The sequence below is a fragment of the Rhodanobacter sp. FDAARGOS 1247 genome, assembly GCF_016889805.1.
GTDB lineage: Bacteria > Pseudomonadota > Gammaproteobacteria > Xanthomonadales > Rhodanobacteraceae > Rhodanobacter.
Genome location: NZ_CP069535.1, coordinates 267,198 through 282,818 on the forward strand (window position 1 = coordinate 267,198; position 15,621 = coordinate 282,818).

The following is a 15,621-nucleotide window of genomic DNA, read 5'->3' on the forward strand; positions in this document are numbered from 1 at the left end:
CGAGGCGACGGCTGAAGATGCCGCTTCGCGAATGGTGGGCCCACGAGGACTCGAACCTCGAACCAAGGGATTCGCGTGTTCCGGAGGTTTCCCTTCGGCGCGGACTATCTCTTCACCCTTCGCACGTTGCATGGCTTCGTGCGGTTGGGGTGCGGGACGCTCTAGCCTGTAATGAAGGGCGCTGAAGCCCTCAGGTAGTCTCTGCACCTTCCGCCGGTGTACCGGCGGCTTGGCTCAGGGTTGCCACCGGCCGCGTCTGCGCCGCTGAGGTTTCCCTGAATTCATCCCGTTCCCGTCCATGCATTCCTGCACGGCGGCACCTTTCGATGAGTCCCCTGCTCTAACCATTGAGCTATAGGCCCGTATGCCTATGGTAGCAACGCCCGCAGACAAAGCCACGCCTTGCGCGCGCTTTGGATTATGCTAATAAAATGAAATCCGAACTTGCCTGTATGGTGTGCGGTGCCATCCTGACAGGCAGGCAGCGCCGATTCTGTTCCCGGGTCTGCAAGAACCGGGATACCAATCATCGACACCAAAGCTACTCCAGCCAGCAGTCACGCGGCCTGTTACGCAAACGGCAACTGGTTGAGTCAGCGGGCGGATGCTGCGTGCGGTGTGGCTATCGCGCGAATCTTGCAGCGTTGACCTGGCACCATGGCAAACACGCACGCAAATCGTTCAACCTCGACCTGCGCGCGCTCTCGAATCGGAGCATGGCTGAAGTCGAGCGAGAGCTGACCAAATGCATCTTGTTGTGCGCCAATTGCCATGCGGAAGAGCATCACCCCGAAATGGCCACGACAAACCGTGGTTCCAGAAAAGACAACGGCCGCATGCGCGGCCGTTGAAAAGAAGCATCGCGGGCGAGCAGCTGTTACTCGACGTCGAGGAACGAGCGCAGCTGTTCGGAGCGGCTGGGATGACGCAGCTTGCGCAACGCCTTCGCTTCGATCTGGCGGATGCGCTCGCGGGTGACGTCGAACTGCTTGCCGACTTCTTCCAGCGTGTGGTCGGTGTTCATGTCGATGCCGAAGCGCATGCGCAGCACCTTCGCTTCCCGCGGCGTGAGGCCGGCGAGCACGTCGCGCACGGTTTCCATCAGGCCGGTTTCCGTCGCCGAGTCGATCGGCGAGCTGGCGTTGCCGTCCTCGATGAAGTCGCCCAGGTGGGAATCCTCGTCGTCGCCGATCGGGGTTTCCATCGAGATCGGTTCCTTGGCGATCTTCAGCACCTTGCGGATCTTGTCCTCGGGCATCTCCATTTCCTTGGCCAGTTCTTCCGGCGTGGCCTCGCGGCCGAACTGCTGGAGCATCTGGCGGGAGATGCGGTTCAACTTGTTGATCGTCTCGATCATGTGCACCGGGATGCGGATGGTGCGGGCCTGGTCGGCGATCGAACGGGTGATCGCCTGGCGGATCCACCAGGTGGCGTAGGTCGAGAACTTGTAGCCGCGGCGGTACTCGAACTTGTCGACCGCCTTCATCAGGCCGATGTTGCCTTCCTGGATCAGGTCGAGGAACTGCAGGCCGCGGTTGGTGTACTTCTTGGCGATCGAGATCACCAGGCGCAGGTTCGCCTCGACCATTTCCTTCTTGGCGCGACGGGCCTTCGCCTCGCCACTGGCCATGGCGCGGTTGATGTCCTTGATGTCGATCAGCGGCAGGAACAGCTTGCGCTCGATCGCGGCGAGCTTCTCCTGCTCGGCGTCGATCGCTTCGCGATGGGTCTTGATGTTCGGCGACCACTTCTGGCGCTTGCGGCCCAGTTCGGCCGCCCACTCGAGGTTGCCCTCGTTGCTGGGGAAGGTCTTGATGAATTCGGCCTTGGGCATCTTCACCTGCTTGACGAAGATGTCCAGCAGCACGCGCTCGTGATGGCGGATGTCGCCCACCACTTCGCGCAGCTTGCGCACGAAGCCGTCGATCAGCGCGGACGGCAGCTTGAGCTTGAGGAATTCCTCGGCCATCTGGTCGCGCAGCTTGACGATCTTCTTGTCGGTGATGCTGGCGGCTTTCGGGGCGGCCTTCTGGAACTTGCCGTAGTAGTCGCGCAGCAGCTCCATGCGGCGCTTGACCTCTTCCGGGTCGGGACCGCTGGGGCCGGCTTCTTCCTCGTCCTCGGCGGACTCGTCCTCGTCCTCGTCGCCTTCCTCGCCTTCCTCGACTTCGGGCGCGAGCAGGGCGGCGGCTTCCTTTTCCTTGCGGGCGAGGTCGGCGGCTTCTTCCAGATCCAGGAAGCCGGCCAGGATTTCGCTGAGTCGGCGCTTGCCGTCCAGGTGCTGGTCGTATTCCTCCAGCAGCAGCTCGATGGTCAGCGGGAAGCTGGCCAGCGCGGTCTGCACCTGGCCGAGGCCTTCCTCGATGCGCTTGGCGATGGCGATCTCGCCTTCGCGGGTCAGCAGCTCGACCGTGCCCATCTCGCGCATGTACATGCGCACCGGGTCGGTGGTGCGGCCCACTTCGGCGTCCACGGCGGAGAGCAGGGCCACCGCTTCTTCGGCGGCCGAGTCGTCGTCGCCGGAGCCGCCACCGGGGGCGGCGCCATCGGAGATGGTGTCGGTGTCCGGTGCGGCGTCGTGCACTTCGATGCCGACGCCCTTGAGCACCGCCATGATGTCTTCGATCTGCTCCGGATCGACGATGTCGTCGGGCAGGTGGTCGTTGATCTCGGCGTAGGTCAGGTAGCCCTGCTCCAGGCCCTTGGAGATGAGCGCCTTGATTTCAGACTGTTGCTCGTGGGGAGCTTTGCTATTCATTCACCGACCGCCGCAAGGTTCAAGAACCGGACATTATAGCGATGTGCTGCTTTTTTGACCAGTTTTCAAGTAGGAAAGGGTTGCGATCAGGCACGCAAAAATCGCGCCAAATCACGGAATTGCCGTGCATCGGCTGGCATCGGGCCGGGCCTCGCACGCGTCGATCCGTTCAGCCGGTGTCGAGCCAGAAAGTCACCGGGCCATCGTTCACCAGCTGCACCACCATATGGGCACCGAAGCGGCCGGTTTCCACCCCCGGGTGCGCCGCCCGCGCCGCGGCCAGCAGGTGCTCGAACCAGCGCCGCCCATGCTCGGGTGGCGCGGCGCGGGTGAAGCTGGGGCGCATGCCCGAGCGGGTGTCGGCGGCCAGGGTGAACTGGCTGACCAGCAGCAGGCCGCCGCCGGTGTCGCTGAGCGAGCGGTTCATCTTGCCGTTGTCGTCGGCGAACACGCGGTAGCCGAGCAGGCGTTCCAGCATGCGCCGGGATTGCGCCTCGCCGTCGTCCGGCTGCACCGCCACCAGCGCCAGCAGGCCGGGGCCGATGGCGCCGACCGTTTCGTCGTCCACACTGACGCTGGCCGAAAGGACTCGCTGGATCAGGGCAATCATGGCGGTGCGGTGGCGGGGGAGTGCCCAGCTTACGGTGCCGACCGTCGCGGTGAAAGATCGGCGGAGCGTCGCTTACACTGCGCGGATGCGTATCGACATGTTTCTCGTCTATCTCCTGCTGCGCCTGCTCGCGTTGCTGCCACTGCGCGCGCTGCATGGCGTCGGCGCCGGCTTCGGCCGCCTGCGGCTGCGGCTCGGCGGCCGCACGGTGCGCAACACCGCGGTCAATCTGCGCATCGCGCGACCGCAGCTGGACGCGGCGGCACAATCGCGCCTGCTGCGTCAGGTCATGACGGAGAACGGCAAGTCGGGCAGCGAGATCGTCAAGGTCTGGGGCGCCGGTGCCGAGCGTGCGCTGGCGCTGGTGCGCGAGGTGCGCGGCGAGGCACTGCTGGATGCCACGCTGGCGGCGGGCAAGGGCGTGATCATCGCCGCGCCGCACCTGGGTTGCTGGGAACTGCTGAATTACTGGCTGTGCCGCAAGACGCCGATGGCGATCCTGTACCGGCCGCCGCGCTTCGCCGCGATCGAGGGGCTGCTGCGCAAGGTGCGCGGGGCGCTGGCGCCGGAGCAGGTGCGGGCCGATGGCGCCGGCGTGCGCACCTTGTACAAGCGACTGGCGGCGGGGGGCACGGTCGGCATCCTGCCGGACCAGAAGCCGCGCGCCGGCGAGGGCGAGTTCGCGCCGTTCTTCGGTCGCGATGCGCTGACCATGGTGCTGCTGCCGCGGCTGGCCGCCCGCACCGGCGCCAGCGTGCTCTACGCGTTTGCCGAACGGTTGCCGCACGGGGCGGGTTTCCGCATCCACCTGCTGCCGGCGCCCGCGGACCTCACCGATGCGGATCCGGCGATCGCCTGCCGCGCGCTCAACCAGGGCGTGCAGGATTGCGTGGAGCTGGCGTTCGCGCAGTACCAATGGCAATACCGGCGCTATTCCGCGGTGGGGCTGGTCAATCCCTATGACGGGAAAAACGACTAGGACGCCGCCACACGCGCCGGAGTTCTCCGGCGCTCAGCCGAGCCGGCGCAGGAACACGGTTATCTCCTTTTCGGCCTGCTTGTCGCCGCGCGCGATGGCCGCGGCGATGCCGCTGCGCCACGCCGCGGCCGCCGCTTCGTTGTCGCCGTCGGCCAGGCAGGCCTTGCCCAGCAGCTTCCACGCGGCCGAGTAGCCCGGGTCGAAATCCGTGGCGCGCCGCAGCTCCCCGATCGCCGCCGCGTGGTCGCCTTCGGCGAGCAGGGCGCTGCCCAGCGAGAAGCGCAGCAGCGCGCCGTCACGGGGACCGCCGCATTGCCGGCGCAGGTTGGCGATCTGTTCGGCGCTCATGGCCGTGGCGAGTAGCGGCGGTCGTCCGACGGGTAGACGCGGGTGGGCTGCGCCGGCTCGGGCGGCGTTTGCCCCGCGCGCAGGTCGGCGAGTGCAACGGCTGGCCAGACTTCCAGCCACGACGAGCGGAACGGCTGCACCAGCAGGGCATAGCGCAGTGCCGTGGCATCCGGCTGGTCCACGCGGCGCACCACCACGCCATCCGGGTGGGCGCGGGAGAACTCCTGGATCGCCTGGTCCTGCACCGCTTGATTGCCGAGTAGTTCCTGGATCGGCCGGGTCAGTCGTCCTTCGAAATGGAACTGGCCCTCGTAGTTGCCGAGGAAGGCGATCGGCCGCCCGGCCTGCTCGGCGGCGCCCAGCATCTGCGAGATCGGCCGCAGGTCGAAACGGTTCCACAGGGTCAGGGTGAACAAGGTGTTGAGGGCCAGCACGCCGATCAGCCCGGCCACCGCCAGGCGACGCAGTTCGCCACGGCCGCGCAGCAACACCAGGGCGCCCAGCAGCAGGAACACCACGCTGAAGTAGCGGCTGTAGGGCGCCGCGGCATCCGGCCATTCGCCATGCAGGTGGTTGCCGGCGACCAGCAGCGGCAACGCGAACAGGAGCAGGGCGAACACGATGCTGCCCAGCGCCAGTGGCCAGGTGCCCAGCCAGCCGCTGGCCGCCACGACCGGGCGGCGCTCGCGCAGCACGGCGATCGCACCGGCCATCAGCAAGGCCATGCCACCCAGTTCCGGCAGCGGGTAGTAGACCTGCTTGCCGCTGATCAGCGAGAACACCACGAAGCCCGGCAGCAGCCAGCACAGCGCGAAGCGCAGGCCCGACTCCAGCGGCCGACGCAGGCTGGCCACGGCCACCCACATGCGCGGCCAGCCGCTGAACGGGAACAGCATCACCGGCAGCCACAGCAGGTAGAACCAGAACGGTTCGGCGTGATTCTGCAGGTCCTTGCCCTGGGCCAGCTTGTCGACCACGCGACCGGCGGTCTGGGTGAAGAACAGCCGCTGCCGGTACGCCTCGCCGCCGGAGAATCCGGCCGGCAGCGCCCAGGCCAGCAGCATGGCGCCGCCAAGCAGGAAGGACAGCAGGCCGCGACCGTACCAGCGCGCGCGATGCTCGCTGGCCCAGTCGTTCCACAGCGGGCCGAGCAGCCACGGGAACACCACGTGGAGCAGCATCACCGGGCCCTTGGTCAGCAGGCCGAAGCCCAGGCACAGGCCGAACAGCAGCCAGCGCGGCTCGGCGCGTTGCGACTTCGGGGTCAGGCACAGCAGCGCCGCCAGCGTCCATGTCGCCAGCAGCACGTCGTACATGATCTGCAGGCCGAACAGGAAGGCGTAGCCGAAGGCCAGCAGCATCCACGGCGTCGCCCTGGCCATCCACGGCCGGTGCGGGAAGAGTCGGCGTGCCAGCAGCGAGACCAGCACCAGCTGGGCGCCGCCGACCAGCACCTCGAGGATCCGCGGCCACACGTCGCTGACGCCGAACACGAACCAGCCGCCCTGGATCAGCCAGAACAGCAGCGGCGCCTTCTCGCTATAGGGCTGGCCGTTGATGTGCGGCACCAGCCAGTGACCCTGGTTCCACATTTCCCACGCCACCGCCAGGGTGCGGGTGGAATACAGCGGCATCGGCCCGTGCGAGAAGATCGCCGCCAGCGCCACCACGGCCCACAGCGGCAGCCACGGCCAGACGGCGCGAAGATGTTCGGAACGGCTATACGGGCTCAGTGACACGGGCAGGCTCTTGGCGGGCAGGGGATGATTCTAGCCTGCGCGGCGCGGCGGCAAGTGGCGCAGGCGCACGCATCGGTCAGGCCGGGCCCCAATAACCGATGCGCCGGCGGATCTTCAGCTTGCGCCACAGGTTCAGCGGCTTGCGCCGGCGATTCTTCGCGCCGCGGGCGATGAAGGTGTCGATCGCGTCGAGCACCCGTTCGCTGGAATGGCCGTCGCGGTAGGGATGGATCGCGTCGGCGTAGTCGCGGATCGCCTGCATCAGCTCCGGCGGCCGCGCCAGCGCCCGCTCGATCGCGCTCTCGAACTGCGCCGGGTCGTCGATGTCGATCAGCTGCGGGCCGGGGCGGCGGTTCCTGAACGTCACCACCGGCTTGCCGGTGAGCAGGAATTCGTTGAGTGCGGAGGAGGTGTCCGAGCACATCATGTCGACCTGCGGGAACAGCTCCAGGATGTTGTCGTTCTCGGCGAACGTGAGGTACTCGTTCTGCAGCGCCTTGAACTTCGCCGTGGTCTCCGGGTTCATCTTCGGGTGGAAGGTGACGATCCAGCGCCAGCGGCCATCGCGCGACAGCCGCCGCACTTCCTCGTACAGCGTCTCGGCCGCGCTCCACGAGGGCGAGAAGGTGGAGTGGTAGAGGATCACCGGGGGCTGGCGCACCGGCGGCAGCGGGCCGTCGATCTGCTTCATGAACGGATCGATCTTGGGGAAACCGGTCTCGATCACGCTGAAGTGGCCGACCTTGTCGGCGATCGCCTGGAACTGGGCGGTGTCGCGGGGGCCGGTGGTGCAGTACAGGTCGAAGAAGCCGCGCACGTAGATGTGCCGGGGCTTGCCGGCGTCGAAACCGTGGAAGGTCTCCACCTTCACGCCGGGAAAGAAGTGCGGCACCGCGTTGGACGAGGTGATCACCGCGATCGGATGCCAGGCGCGCACCTCGGTCACGCTCAGCAGGCGCTCGCCTTCGACCAGGTCCTCCGCGCCGGGGCCGTCGAAGAACCAGGCGGTCTCGTCACCGCGGGCGCGGATGGCTTCCTGCAACGGGCGCAGGATCGCCAGCGCGTAACGCTCGGAGCCGTACAGGAGGTAGTGCTTCTTGGGAGTCATGGGCGAGTCGGGGTGGGATGGATGGAGGTTATGGCAGGCCCCGTACCCTCACCTCAATCCTCTCCCGGAGGGAGAGGAGGCAAAGGTGCCGTGCGGGTTCGCTACCTCGTGCATGGCCGCAAATCTGTGTTCAGCGATCTATGTGATGTTTGTTCAATAAGTCGGTCGCATCCGCGACCGACTCCGGATGGTTGACCATCTCGTAGTAGCGCATGCGCTTGTACAGCGCGTAGCTGGCCGCGGTCTGGGCGATCAGGAAGCCCCGCCAGCCATCCAGGAAGGCCAGCCGGAACAGGTAGTCCTTGAGGAAGGCCAGCAGGTAGACGAACGGCGCCTGCCACATCCGCACCGGCTTGCGCCGATCCAGCCAGTCGCGGCATTTCAGCTCGGCGTAGCGCAGCACCTTCAGCTGCTTGTGCGGCAGGCTGGGGTTGTTGGCGTGGTCGAAGGCGGCGTGCAGCGTGGGCGCGACACCGTCGAAGCGCAGCGATTCGTGCACCCGCGCATCACTCCAGCGCGCACGGCCGCGATGGTATAGCCGCGCCAGTTTCTCGCCCACGTTCGGCCGGTACCAGCGCATCGGCCGGCCCATGTAGATCGTGCGGCGGCGCAGGTACGCCGCCGGGGCGTCGCCGGCCATCAGCCCGGGCAGGCGCTGCTGCAGCTCCGCCGCGAGTTCCGGGCTGAGCCATTCGTCGGCATCCAGCACCAGGATCCAGTCATGGCTGCATTGGCTGCTGGCGAAATTGCGCTGGGCACCGAAGCCGAGCCAGTCCTGCTGGATCACGCGGGCGCCATGCGCCCGGGCAATCGCCACGGTGTCGTCGTCGCTGCCCGAGTCCACCACCAGTTTTTCGGCCGCGAACGGCACGCTGTCCAGGCAGCGGGCGATGCTTCCGGCCTCGTTGTGGGTGATGACGGCGAGGGTCAGCGGGAGGGTCGGCATGGGCGGGATTCTAGCCCATGCCCCGATTCACCCGGGTGGAGGCGACGTGGCAGCGGGCAATTCGCCCATTCGGCCAGCCAAGTCGCAACTTCACGGCGCCATCCATGACAAAATTCACTGGCGTCGATCAACCATGCGTGCGTCGGCACGCCCCCCGCCATCGCTAATTAACGGCTTTCCATGAAACGAATCCTTGTCACTGGTGGCGCCGGCTTCCTTGGCTCGCACCTGTGTGATCGACTGCTCCGCGACGGCCATGACGTGCTATGCGTGGACAACTTCTTCACCGGCAGCAAGCGCAACGTGGCGCACCTGCTCACGCACCCGTATTTCGAACTGATGCGGCATGACGTGACCTTCCCCCTCTATGTGGAAGTGGAGCGCATCTTCAACCTGGCCTGCCCGGCCTCGCCGGTGCACTATCAGCACGATCCGGTGCAGACCACCAAGACCAGCGTGCATGGCGCGATCAACATGCTGGGCCTGGCCAAGCGGGTGAAGGCGCGCATCCTGCAGGCTTCCACCAGCGAGGTCTACGGCGACCCGGAAGTGCATCCGCAGGTGGAAGGTTACTGGGGCAAGGTCAACCCGATCGGCATCCGCAGCTGCTACGACGAAGGCAAGCGCTGCGCCGAAACGCTGTTCTTCGACTACCACCGCCAGCACGAGCTGGACATCAAGGTGGTGCGCATCTTCAACACCTACGGCCCGCGCATGCACCCGAACGATGGGCGGGTGGTGAGCAACTTCATCATGCAGGCGCTGCGCGGGGAAGACATCACCATTTACGGCGACGGCAGCCAGACGCGCAGCTTCTGCTACGTCGACGACCTGATCGAGGTGATCGTGCGGATGATGGATTCCGAGCGCGGCTTCACCGGCCCGGTGAACATCGGCAACCCGGTCGAGTACACCATGCTCGAACTGGCCGAGAAGGTGATCGCCCTGGTCGGCGGACGCTCGAAACTGGTGAACAAGCCGTTGCCGTCGGATGATCCGCGCCAGCGCCAGCCGGACATCTCCGTGGCGCGCGACCGGCTCGGCTGGCAGCCGAGCGTGACGCTCGAAGACGGCCTCAAGGAAACCATTGCCTATTTCCGTCGGCTGCGCGAGGAGGGTGCGGCGGCATGACCAGCTTCGCGGTCGTCATCACCAGCTACAACTATCGGGATTTCGTCGGTACGGCGGTCGACAGTGCGCTGGCGCAGACCCGCGCGGCGGCGCAGGTCATCGTGGTCGATGACGGCTCCGGCGACGGTTCGGCGGAGCTCCTGCGCGAACGTTACGGCAACGATCCGCGGGTCACCCTGGTCTGTGGCGAGAATGGCGGCCAGCTGGTGGCCTTCCAGCGCGGCGTGGCACGCGCCACGGCCGACGTGATCTGCTTTCTCGATGCGGACGACCGCTGGGAAGCGGACTATCTGTCGCGCCTGGGCGAGCTGTACGACGGCCGCCGCGATGTCGATTTCGTGTTTTCCGACATGCAGCTGTTCGGCGACGAAAATCGCTGGATGGGCTATTCGGAGCACTCGCGTGACCTGGGCTATACCGCCATCAGCACCTACATGCTGATGCACTGGTACGGTGCGCCGACTTCGGCGCTGTCGATGCGCGCGCTGTGGGCGCGGCGCACGCTGGAACTGCCGGAGGAATTGAGCCATACGTGGCGGCTGTCCGCCGACAACTGCCTGGTGTTCGGCGCCAGCGTGCTGGGCGCGCGCAAGTATTACCTGCGCACCGGCGCCGTGCATTACCGCATCCACGGCAACAATGGCTGGTGGGGAAAACAGACGGCGACCAGCCTCTATCTCAACCGCTTCCGCTCGCGTTGCCTGATCGAGATCTATGCCAGGAACATCGGCCTGGACACGCGTTCCGTCGACAACGCCAAACACGAGTTCCGCACCAAGCCCGAGCCATCCTGGCGTGAGGCCAGACGCTACGCCAGGCTGGTGCGCATGCGTCGCGGCAGCTGGCTGGGCAATCTGAATCGCGCGCTGGCCATCCTCGGCCCGGTCTGGTGGCGCGGCATCCGCGGCGATCATCGCCTGACCGACGACGAATGAGCGAAGCTGCCGTGCGCATCAGTGTCGCCGTGATCACCTACAACTGGCCGAGCGCGCTGGCGCTGGTGCTGCAGGCGCTGGCGGCGCAGAGCGAGCTGCCGTACGAAGTGATCGTCACCGACGACGGCTCGCAACCGGCCACCCGCGAGTTGCTCGAAAACGTCGCGCCCGGCTATCCGGTGCGGCTGGTCCACCTGTGGCAGCCCGACGACGGTGCGCGCATGAGCCGCGCGCGCAACCGGGCGATCGCCGCCGCCCGGGGCGACTACGTGATCCTGCTCGATGGCGACATGGTGGCCGAGCGGCACTTCGTCGCCGACCACCACGCGTTCGCCCGCCGCGGCTGCTTCGTGCAGGGGTCGCGGGTGCTGACCGATGCCGGGCTGACCCGGCGGATGCTGGAAGAGTCCGCGCCGACGCCAGGGTTCCTCAGCCGGGGCATCGAGCGCCGGCGACACACGCTGCGGCTGCCGGCGCTGGCGCAGTGGTATGCCCGGCCGGGCACCAAGCAGCGCGGCATCAAGAGTTGCAACATGGCGTTCTGGCGCGACGACCTGCTGCGCCTGAACGGCTTCAACGAGGCGATGACCGGCTGGGGGCGCGAAGACACCGAACTGGCGATACGCGCCTTCCACGCCGGGCTGCTGCGGCGCGAGCTGCGCTTCAGCGCGCTGGCGACCCACCTCTACCATCCCACCCGCAAGCATGTGGTGGGCAATCCGAACGACCTCATCGTCGACGACACCCGGGCACGCGGGCTGGTTCGCTGCGAGCAGGGTGTGGATGGCCATCTGGCCGAATTCGCCCAGCCACCGGCGGATCTGCGCCCCGGCTGACGGCACGCCGGGACCAAGACGGCCTTCAGGCCAGCTGGGCCAGCGCGGCTTCCACCCGCTGCGCGAATGTCGCCTCGTTCGTCTCGAACCATTCCCGCGCCTGCCGGCCCAGGCTGGCCAGTTCGGAGAACGGCATGCTGGTGAGGCGTTCGATCGCCTCTTCCAGCGCCGATTCGTCGAATTGATGGATGGATGCGAGGTTGAACGAGCCTTTCCCGATGGCTTTCACCAGCACGCCGCGGTCCGCTTGCACCAGCTCGTTCATCGGGGCGGCATCGGAGGTGATCACCACGGCGCCGCAGCTCATCGCCTCGGCGATGTAATGGCCCCAGCCTTCGGTTTCCGACAGGCACAGGTGGAACAGGTGGGCATTCTGCAGCTGGCGTATCTCGCCCACGTCGCGCACGTGGCCCAGCCGGTGCTCGATGTTGGCTGGCGTCGGCCCGGCCGCCTGCACGGCTGTTCGCGGTGACTGCAGCACCAGCAGCTTCGGCCATTCCGGATGGCGCCGCCACAAGGCCAGCAGGCGCTCCGTGCCCTTCATCCGGCTGGTGCCGGCCAGGTGCAGGAAGCTGGCCTTGCGCGGAACGGCGGCATCAAGGCAGTCGGTGCTGTCGAAGCCGATGTGCAGCGCGCGGCAACCGAGTGACTTGAACAGGTCGACGCCGTAGCGCGTCTTGCACAGGATCGCGTCGTAGCGCGGCAGGTATTGCTGGCTGCGGGGTGACAGCCATTCCGGATTGGGCACCAGCAGATTCAGCCGGGCCAGCGCGCACCAGTCCGGCCGGACGTGCTCCAGGGCGATGTTGATGTCGTACGGCGTCCGGTGCCAGTCGGCGTGGCGCAGGCGTTGCCACCACATCCGCGCACGCAGCATGAAGGCCTGCTGGCGACCGTCGTGCCGGCGCGGACCGAGCCGGGTCACCTGAACCTCGTGGCCCAGTCCGGTCAGCGTGCGGCACAACAGTCGGATATCGTGGGTGAGTCCGCGCTGGTTGTCCCAGGCAAGCAGGTTGATTCGGGCCATGTGGATCGACTTCAGGGAAGGGCGGGATGGCGCAGCTGTCGACCGATGCCGACCGTCAGCCCCAGCACGAGGAACAGGAAAAGTGATTGCGGCATCGCCCGATAAAACACATTGTCGGTGAACGCACAGAGACTGTAGAGGCCGATCACCATCAAGCCGGCGACCGCTGCACAGGCCACCGGCTCCTGCGGATGGTTCAGATGGCGGGCGAAGAAGACCGCCGGCACGATCAGCAACAGCAACAGCACCAGCAGCGCCGGCACACCCCCGGCGACCATCGATTCGAGATATTCGCTGTGCGGGTGCACGTACCCGGCGATCGTGGCGCTGGCCTTGCCGGCAGCCACCTGCGCGCGCGCATACACGCCGAACTGGTCCAGCCCGATACCGGCCAGCGGATGCTCGGTGAATGCCTGCCATGCGGTGCGCCACATCTCCAGGCGCTCGCCGATGGCGCCGGTGCTGCCGGCGGCGCTGTCGCCGTACTCGCTGATCTGGGCGGGCACATCAGCCAGCCGGTCGATCATTTCCCGGTGCAGGGTGGCGGTCACCGCCAGCATGCCGACCAGGGTGGCGGCCAGCGGAATGAGCACGCGCTTCCATTGCCTCGTGCGGATCGCATGCCACGACATCAGGCCGAGGAACACCGGCGCGAACGACAGCAGCGGCCCACGGCTCTGGGTAAGCACCGCGCCATAAAGACCCACCACCACCGCCGCGCCGTGCAGCCAGCGGTCAGCGCGACGCGTGTCCGGCCGTATTGCCTGCAGCATCGACAACAGCGCCATGACCAGCAGGTACATCGCGAACTCGACCGACGCCCAGTCGCCACCGTTCAGGCCGTAGGGACGGTCGGCACCCATGCCGTAACGTTGAACCATGCTGGCCGCGCCCAGCAGCAGCGTGGTCAGGCTGAAGCCGATCGCGATCACGCGCTGTTGCAACGGCAGGGTGAAGACGGCGGCAACCACCAGGAACAACAGCGTCTGCGCCGGCAGGTCGAGGGTCTTGCCGTCGAGCCCGTGACCCAGGAAGTTGCCGATGTCGTAAAGCAGGCGCAGCAGGCACACGGCGACCACCGGCCATACCCGCAGGAAGGTCTTCCGGGTTTCCGCGCGGGAAGCCAGCAGGATCAAACCGGCGACAAACAGCAGCCCCATTGGCACGGCTTTCAGGCGTCCGGATACTGCAAAACACAGTGGCAAGACTGCGAGCAGCAACGACGCCGTCCGGATCTTCCATGAAGCTTGTTCTTCGTGCACGGGCCAACCTTTCGAACCTGGAACTCCCCCCGTTCGTCCATGCTAACCGGTGCTTGTCGCCGGCAAGCCGTCTGGACGCGCTGGTGTAACGCTCGGGTTCATTCGCAGTATGCATGGTAGAGGACGGATTGCGTCCCGGGTCGCGTTCGCGGCGTGATCACAGCCATTCATCGGCTTCCGGCTCGGCGATGCCTGTCGGCGCGCAGCCGGGTTTCACCGCGTCAGCCTGGAACATCCACCATTCGCGGCGGTTGGCGTGACCGACATGGATGGCGCGCTGGCGATCCACGCAGTCGCCCATCGCCTGGTCGAGGCTGAAAATCCAGCGCCGCGACGCATCCTGCTGCAGCCAGGCCACGGCATCGGCGTACTGCTGCGGCCAGGGCTTCAGGAAGCCGAACTCGGCCACCGGGCCCTGGGCCATCAGCAGGTTCTGTTCCTTCCAGGCGAGCAGGCCGATCTCGGCCTGCGGACCGGCGATGGAGCGTGCCTGCAGCATCACGTCGCGGGCAGAGCGATCGCCGTTGAGCATCGGATAACCCCACAGGCCGTAGATCCCCCACAGGACGCCGGCAAACAGCAGCCAGCCCAGCGGCGCGTGGCGTACCCGGGTGAACGCCACGATGACCAGGCCGGCCAAGCCGATCGTCAGCAGCAGCCACCAGATCCGTGGGTCGAGGCTTTGCTCGATCTTCACCGCCCAGGCCGGATGGTGATGGATCGCCAGCGCGGCCGCCGCCGCGAGCACCGCGGCCAACATCAGGTTCAGTGCGAACACCGCGATGCGCACGCCGCGTCGCCGCAGCAGGCCGGGCAACAGTGGTGCCAGTGCCAGCGCCATCATCGGCAGGGCCGGCAGGATATAGACGTCGCGCTTGCCCGGGCTGAACGAGAAGAACAGCACGATCAGGACGATCCAGCCCAGCGGCAACAGCAAGCGTGCATCGCGACGCTTCAGTCGCCGCCACCAGGCCGGCAGCGCCCATGGCAGCAGCAGCGACAGGGGCAGCCAGTCGAGCGCGATGATGCCCAGGAAATAGAACGGCGAATGGATGTGTCCGGTGGGCGTGGCGTAACGATGCACGGTCTGCCCGAACAGGATGTTCCGCACGTACTCGGCGTGTTGCGGATCGCCATCCGCACGGGCCACCAGCAGCATCGGCAGCAGCCACCCCAGGATCGGCACGAAGAACAGCGCCAGTCCGCCAACCCAGCGCCAGCCGCCCGCGGGCAGCGCCAGTGAGCGCCAGTGGCCGCGCCGGGCGATCAGGTAGGGAACCAGCATCAGCAAGGCCAGTACGCCGACGCCCTTGGTCGCCACGCCCACGCCGGCGAAGAAGCAGCCCGCGGCGAACCAGCGCCAGGACGGCCCCAGCAACAGGTGGCGCAGCAGGCCGTAGTTGGCCAGCGTCATCCAGCCCAGCAGCAACGGGTCGATCTGCGCGTTGCGCATCTGGTAGGTGAAGTGGATGGTGACCAGCAGCGTGGCCGTGGCCAGCAGGGCGCTGCGATGGTTCCACAGTCGTCGGGCCAGGTCGTAGACCAGCGCCAGTGCACCCAGCGCCGCCACCAGCGACGGCAGCAGGAAGGCCACGCGCCAGCTGCGGGTGAGAAAGTAGGCGAGTGCCTGCAGCCACATGAACACCGGCGGCTTGTCCGGATACAGCTCGTGGCCCCGGTGCGGGAACAGCCACTGTCCATGCTCGACCATCCAGCGGGCGACCAGGGCGAAACGCGGCTCGTCGGACGGCCACGGATCACGCAGGCCCAGCCCGAGGCCGAGCAGCAGCAGGGCGAATACGCCGAACAGCAGGATTTCGATGCGCGCATCGCGCAGCCACAGCGGGCGCGCGCGCGACAAGGGCACGGGGGACTTCATGACGTCGGGGATCCGTCAGCAGTGCGAGGGCGCGGCAAGCATAGCGCGCCGATATCGGGGCGG

The 15,621-nt window shown here is 66.9% G+C and carries 14 protein-coding genes; 5 read left to right on the plus strand and 9 right to left on the minus strand.

The features are described from left to right. The first annotated feature begins 431 nt into the window (after positions 1-431). Positions 432-851 carry a hypothetical protein gene (locus tag I6J77_RS01160; RefSeq protein WP_204110239.1) on the plus strand — a complete coding sequence of 140 codons (420 nt, stop codon included), beginning with the start codon at positions 432-434 and terminating at the stop codon, positions 849-851. A 26-nt stretch (positions 852-877) separates the two neighbouring features. Here I6J77_RS01160 and rpoD read toward each other — a convergent pair whose 3' ends face one another. Continuing rightward, positions 878-2,758, minus strand: a complete 1,881-nt coding sequence (rpoD, locus tag I6J77_RS01165) for an RNA polymerase sigma factor RpoD (RefSeq protein WP_204110240.1) — start codon at positions 2,756-2,758, stop codon at positions 878-880. Between the two features lie 169 nt (positions 2,759-2,927). Next, positions 2,928-3,368, minus strand: coding sequence for a D-aminoacyl-tRNA deacylase (gene dtd / locus I6J77_RS01170; RefSeq protein WP_204110241.1), 441 nt, complete (start codon positions 3,366-3,368; stop codon positions 2,928-2,930). An 85-nt stretch (positions 3,369-3,453) separates the two neighbouring features. Between dtd and I6J77_RS01175 the strand changes: the two genes are divergently transcribed. Continuing rightward, positions 3,454-4,347, plus strand: a complete 894-nt coding sequence (locus I6J77_RS01175; protein ID WP_204110242.1) for a lipid A biosynthesis acyltransferase — start codon at positions 3,454-3,456, stop codon at positions 4,345-4,347. Between the two features lie 33 nt (positions 4,348-4,380). Here the strand turns inward: I6J77_RS01175 and I6J77_RS01180 are convergent, their stop codons facing one another. The 4 genes from I6J77_RS01180 to I6J77_RS01195 form a co-directional block, all read right to left on the minus strand. Next, positions 4,381-4,695, minus strand: coding sequence for a tetratricopeptide repeat protein (locus tag I6J77_RS01180; protein ID WP_204110243.1), 315 nt, complete (start codon positions 4,693-4,695; stop codon positions 4,381-4,383). Then, positions 4,692-6,434, minus strand: coding sequence for a glycosyltransferase family 39 protein (locus I6J77_RS01185; RefSeq protein WP_204110244.1), 1,743 nt, complete (start codon positions 6,432-6,434; stop codon positions 4,692-4,694). Before I6J77_RS01185 ends, I6J77_RS01180 begins: the two co-directional genes overlap by 4 nt. 76 nt (positions 6,435-6,510) lie before the next feature. Next, positions 6,511-7,542, minus strand: a complete 1,032-nt coding sequence (locus tag I6J77_RS01190) for a CDP-glycerol glycerophosphotransferase family protein (RefSeq protein WP_204110245.1) — start codon at positions 7,540-7,542, stop codon at positions 6,511-6,513. A 130-nt stretch (positions 7,543-7,672) separates the two neighbouring features. Next, on the minus strand, positions 7,673-8,488 hold the full coding sequence (locus tag I6J77_RS01195) for a glycosyltransferase family 2 protein (RefSeq protein WP_204110246.1): 816 nt from the start codon (positions 8,486-8,488) through the stop codon (positions 7,673-7,675). A gap of 180 nt (positions 8,489-8,668) precedes the next feature. Between I6J77_RS01195 and I6J77_RS01200 the strand changes: the two genes are divergently transcribed. The 3 genes from I6J77_RS01200 to I6J77_RS01210 are packed head-to-tail and all read left to right on the plus strand — an operon-like array spanning position 8,669 to position 11,390. Beyond that, positions 8,669-9,619 carry a UDP-glucuronic acid decarboxylase family protein gene (locus I6J77_RS01200; RefSeq protein WP_204110247.1) on the plus strand — a complete coding sequence of 317 codons (951 nt, stop codon included), beginning with the start codon at positions 8,669-8,671 and terminating at the stop codon, positions 9,617-9,619. Then, positions 9,616-10,554, plus strand: coding sequence for a glycosyltransferase family A protein (locus I6J77_RS01205; protein ID WP_204110248.1), 939 nt, complete (start codon positions 9,616-9,618; stop codon positions 10,552-10,554). The genes I6J77_RS01200 and I6J77_RS01205 overlap by 4 nt, the downstream gene beginning before the upstream one ends. Positions 10,555-10,565: 11 nt before the next feature. Beyond that, complete coding sequence (locus I6J77_RS01210) at positions 10,566-11,390, plus strand: glycosyltransferase (RefSeq protein ID WP_204111357.1); 825 nt, start codon at positions 10,566-10,568, stop codon at positions 11,388-11,390. 25 nt (positions 11,391-11,415) lie between these two features. On the opposite strand, the gene I6J77_RS01215 is transcribed toward I6J77_RS01210, so the two are convergent. The 3 genes from I6J77_RS01215 to I6J77_RS01225 form a co-directional block, all read right to left on the minus strand. Further along, positions 11,416-12,417 carry a glycosyltransferase gene (locus I6J77_RS01215; protein WP_204110249.1) on the minus strand — a complete coding sequence of 334 codons (1,002 nt, stop codon included), beginning with the start codon at positions 12,415-12,417 and terminating at the stop codon, positions 11,416-11,418. Positions 12,418-12,428: 11 nt separating this feature from the next. Further along, on the minus strand, positions 12,429-13,577 hold the full coding sequence (locus tag I6J77_RS01220; RefSeq protein ID WP_239309131.1) for an O-antigen ligase: 1,149 nt from the start codon (positions 13,575-13,577) through the stop codon (positions 12,429-12,431). 259 nt (positions 13,578-13,836) lie between these two features. Next, entirely contained in the window at positions 13,837-15,558 is a 1,722-nt protein-coding gene (locus I6J77_RS01225) for a glycosyltransferase family 39 protein (RefSeq protein WP_204110250.1), read from the minus strand. Positions 15,559-15,621 lie beyond the last annotated feature (63 nt).

Bases quoted from the DNA above. Each gene is read 5' to 3' on its own strand.
- I6J77_RS01225 (WP_204110250.1), bottom strand. From the start codon at position 15,558: ATGAAGTCCCCCGTGCCCTTGTCGCGCGCGCGCCCGCTGTGGCTGCGC.
- I6J77_RS01190 (WP_204110245.1), bottom strand. From the start codon at position 7,542: ATGACTCCCAAGAAGCACTACCTCCTGTACGGCTCCGAGCGTTACGCG.
- I6J77_RS01200 (WP_204110247.1), top strand. From the start codon at position 8,669: ATGAAACGAATCCTTGTCACTGGTGGCGCCGGCTTCCTTGGCTCGCAC.
- dtd (WP_204110241.1), bottom strand. From the start codon at position 3,368: ATGATTGCCCTGATCCAGCGAGTCCTTTCGGCCAGCGTCAGTGTGGAC.
- rpoD (WP_204110240.1), bottom strand. From the start codon at position 2,758: ATGAATAGCAAAGCTCCCCACGAGCAACAGTCTGAAATCAAGGCGCTC.
- I6J77_RS01220 (WP_239309131.1), bottom strand. From the start codon at position 13,577: ATGGGGCTGCTGTTTGTCGCCGGTTTGATCCTGCTGGCTTCCCGCGCG.
- I6J77_RS01195 (WP_204110246.1), bottom strand. From the start codon at position 8,488: ATGCCGACCCTCCCGCTGACCCTCGCCGTCATCACCCACAACGAGGCC.
- I6J77_RS01160 (WP_204110239.1), top strand. From the start codon at position 432: ATGAAATCCGAACTTGCCTGTATGGTGTGCGGTGCCATCCTGACAGGC.
- I6J77_RS01215 (WP_204110249.1), bottom strand. From the start codon at position 12,417: ATGGCCCGAATCAACCTGCTTGCCTGGGACAACCAGCGCGGACTCACC.
- I6J77_RS01180 (WP_204110243.1), bottom strand. From the start codon at position 4,695: ATGAGCGCCGAACAGATCGCCAACCTGCGCCGGCAATGCGGCGGTCCC.
- I6J77_RS01205 (WP_204110248.1), top strand. From the start codon at position 9,616: ATGACCAGCTTCGCGGTCGTCATCACCAGCTACAACTATCGGGATTTC.
- I6J77_RS01175 (WP_204110242.1), top strand. From the start codon at position 3,454: ATGCGTATCGACATGTTTCTCGTCTATCTCCTGCTGCGCCTGCTCGCG.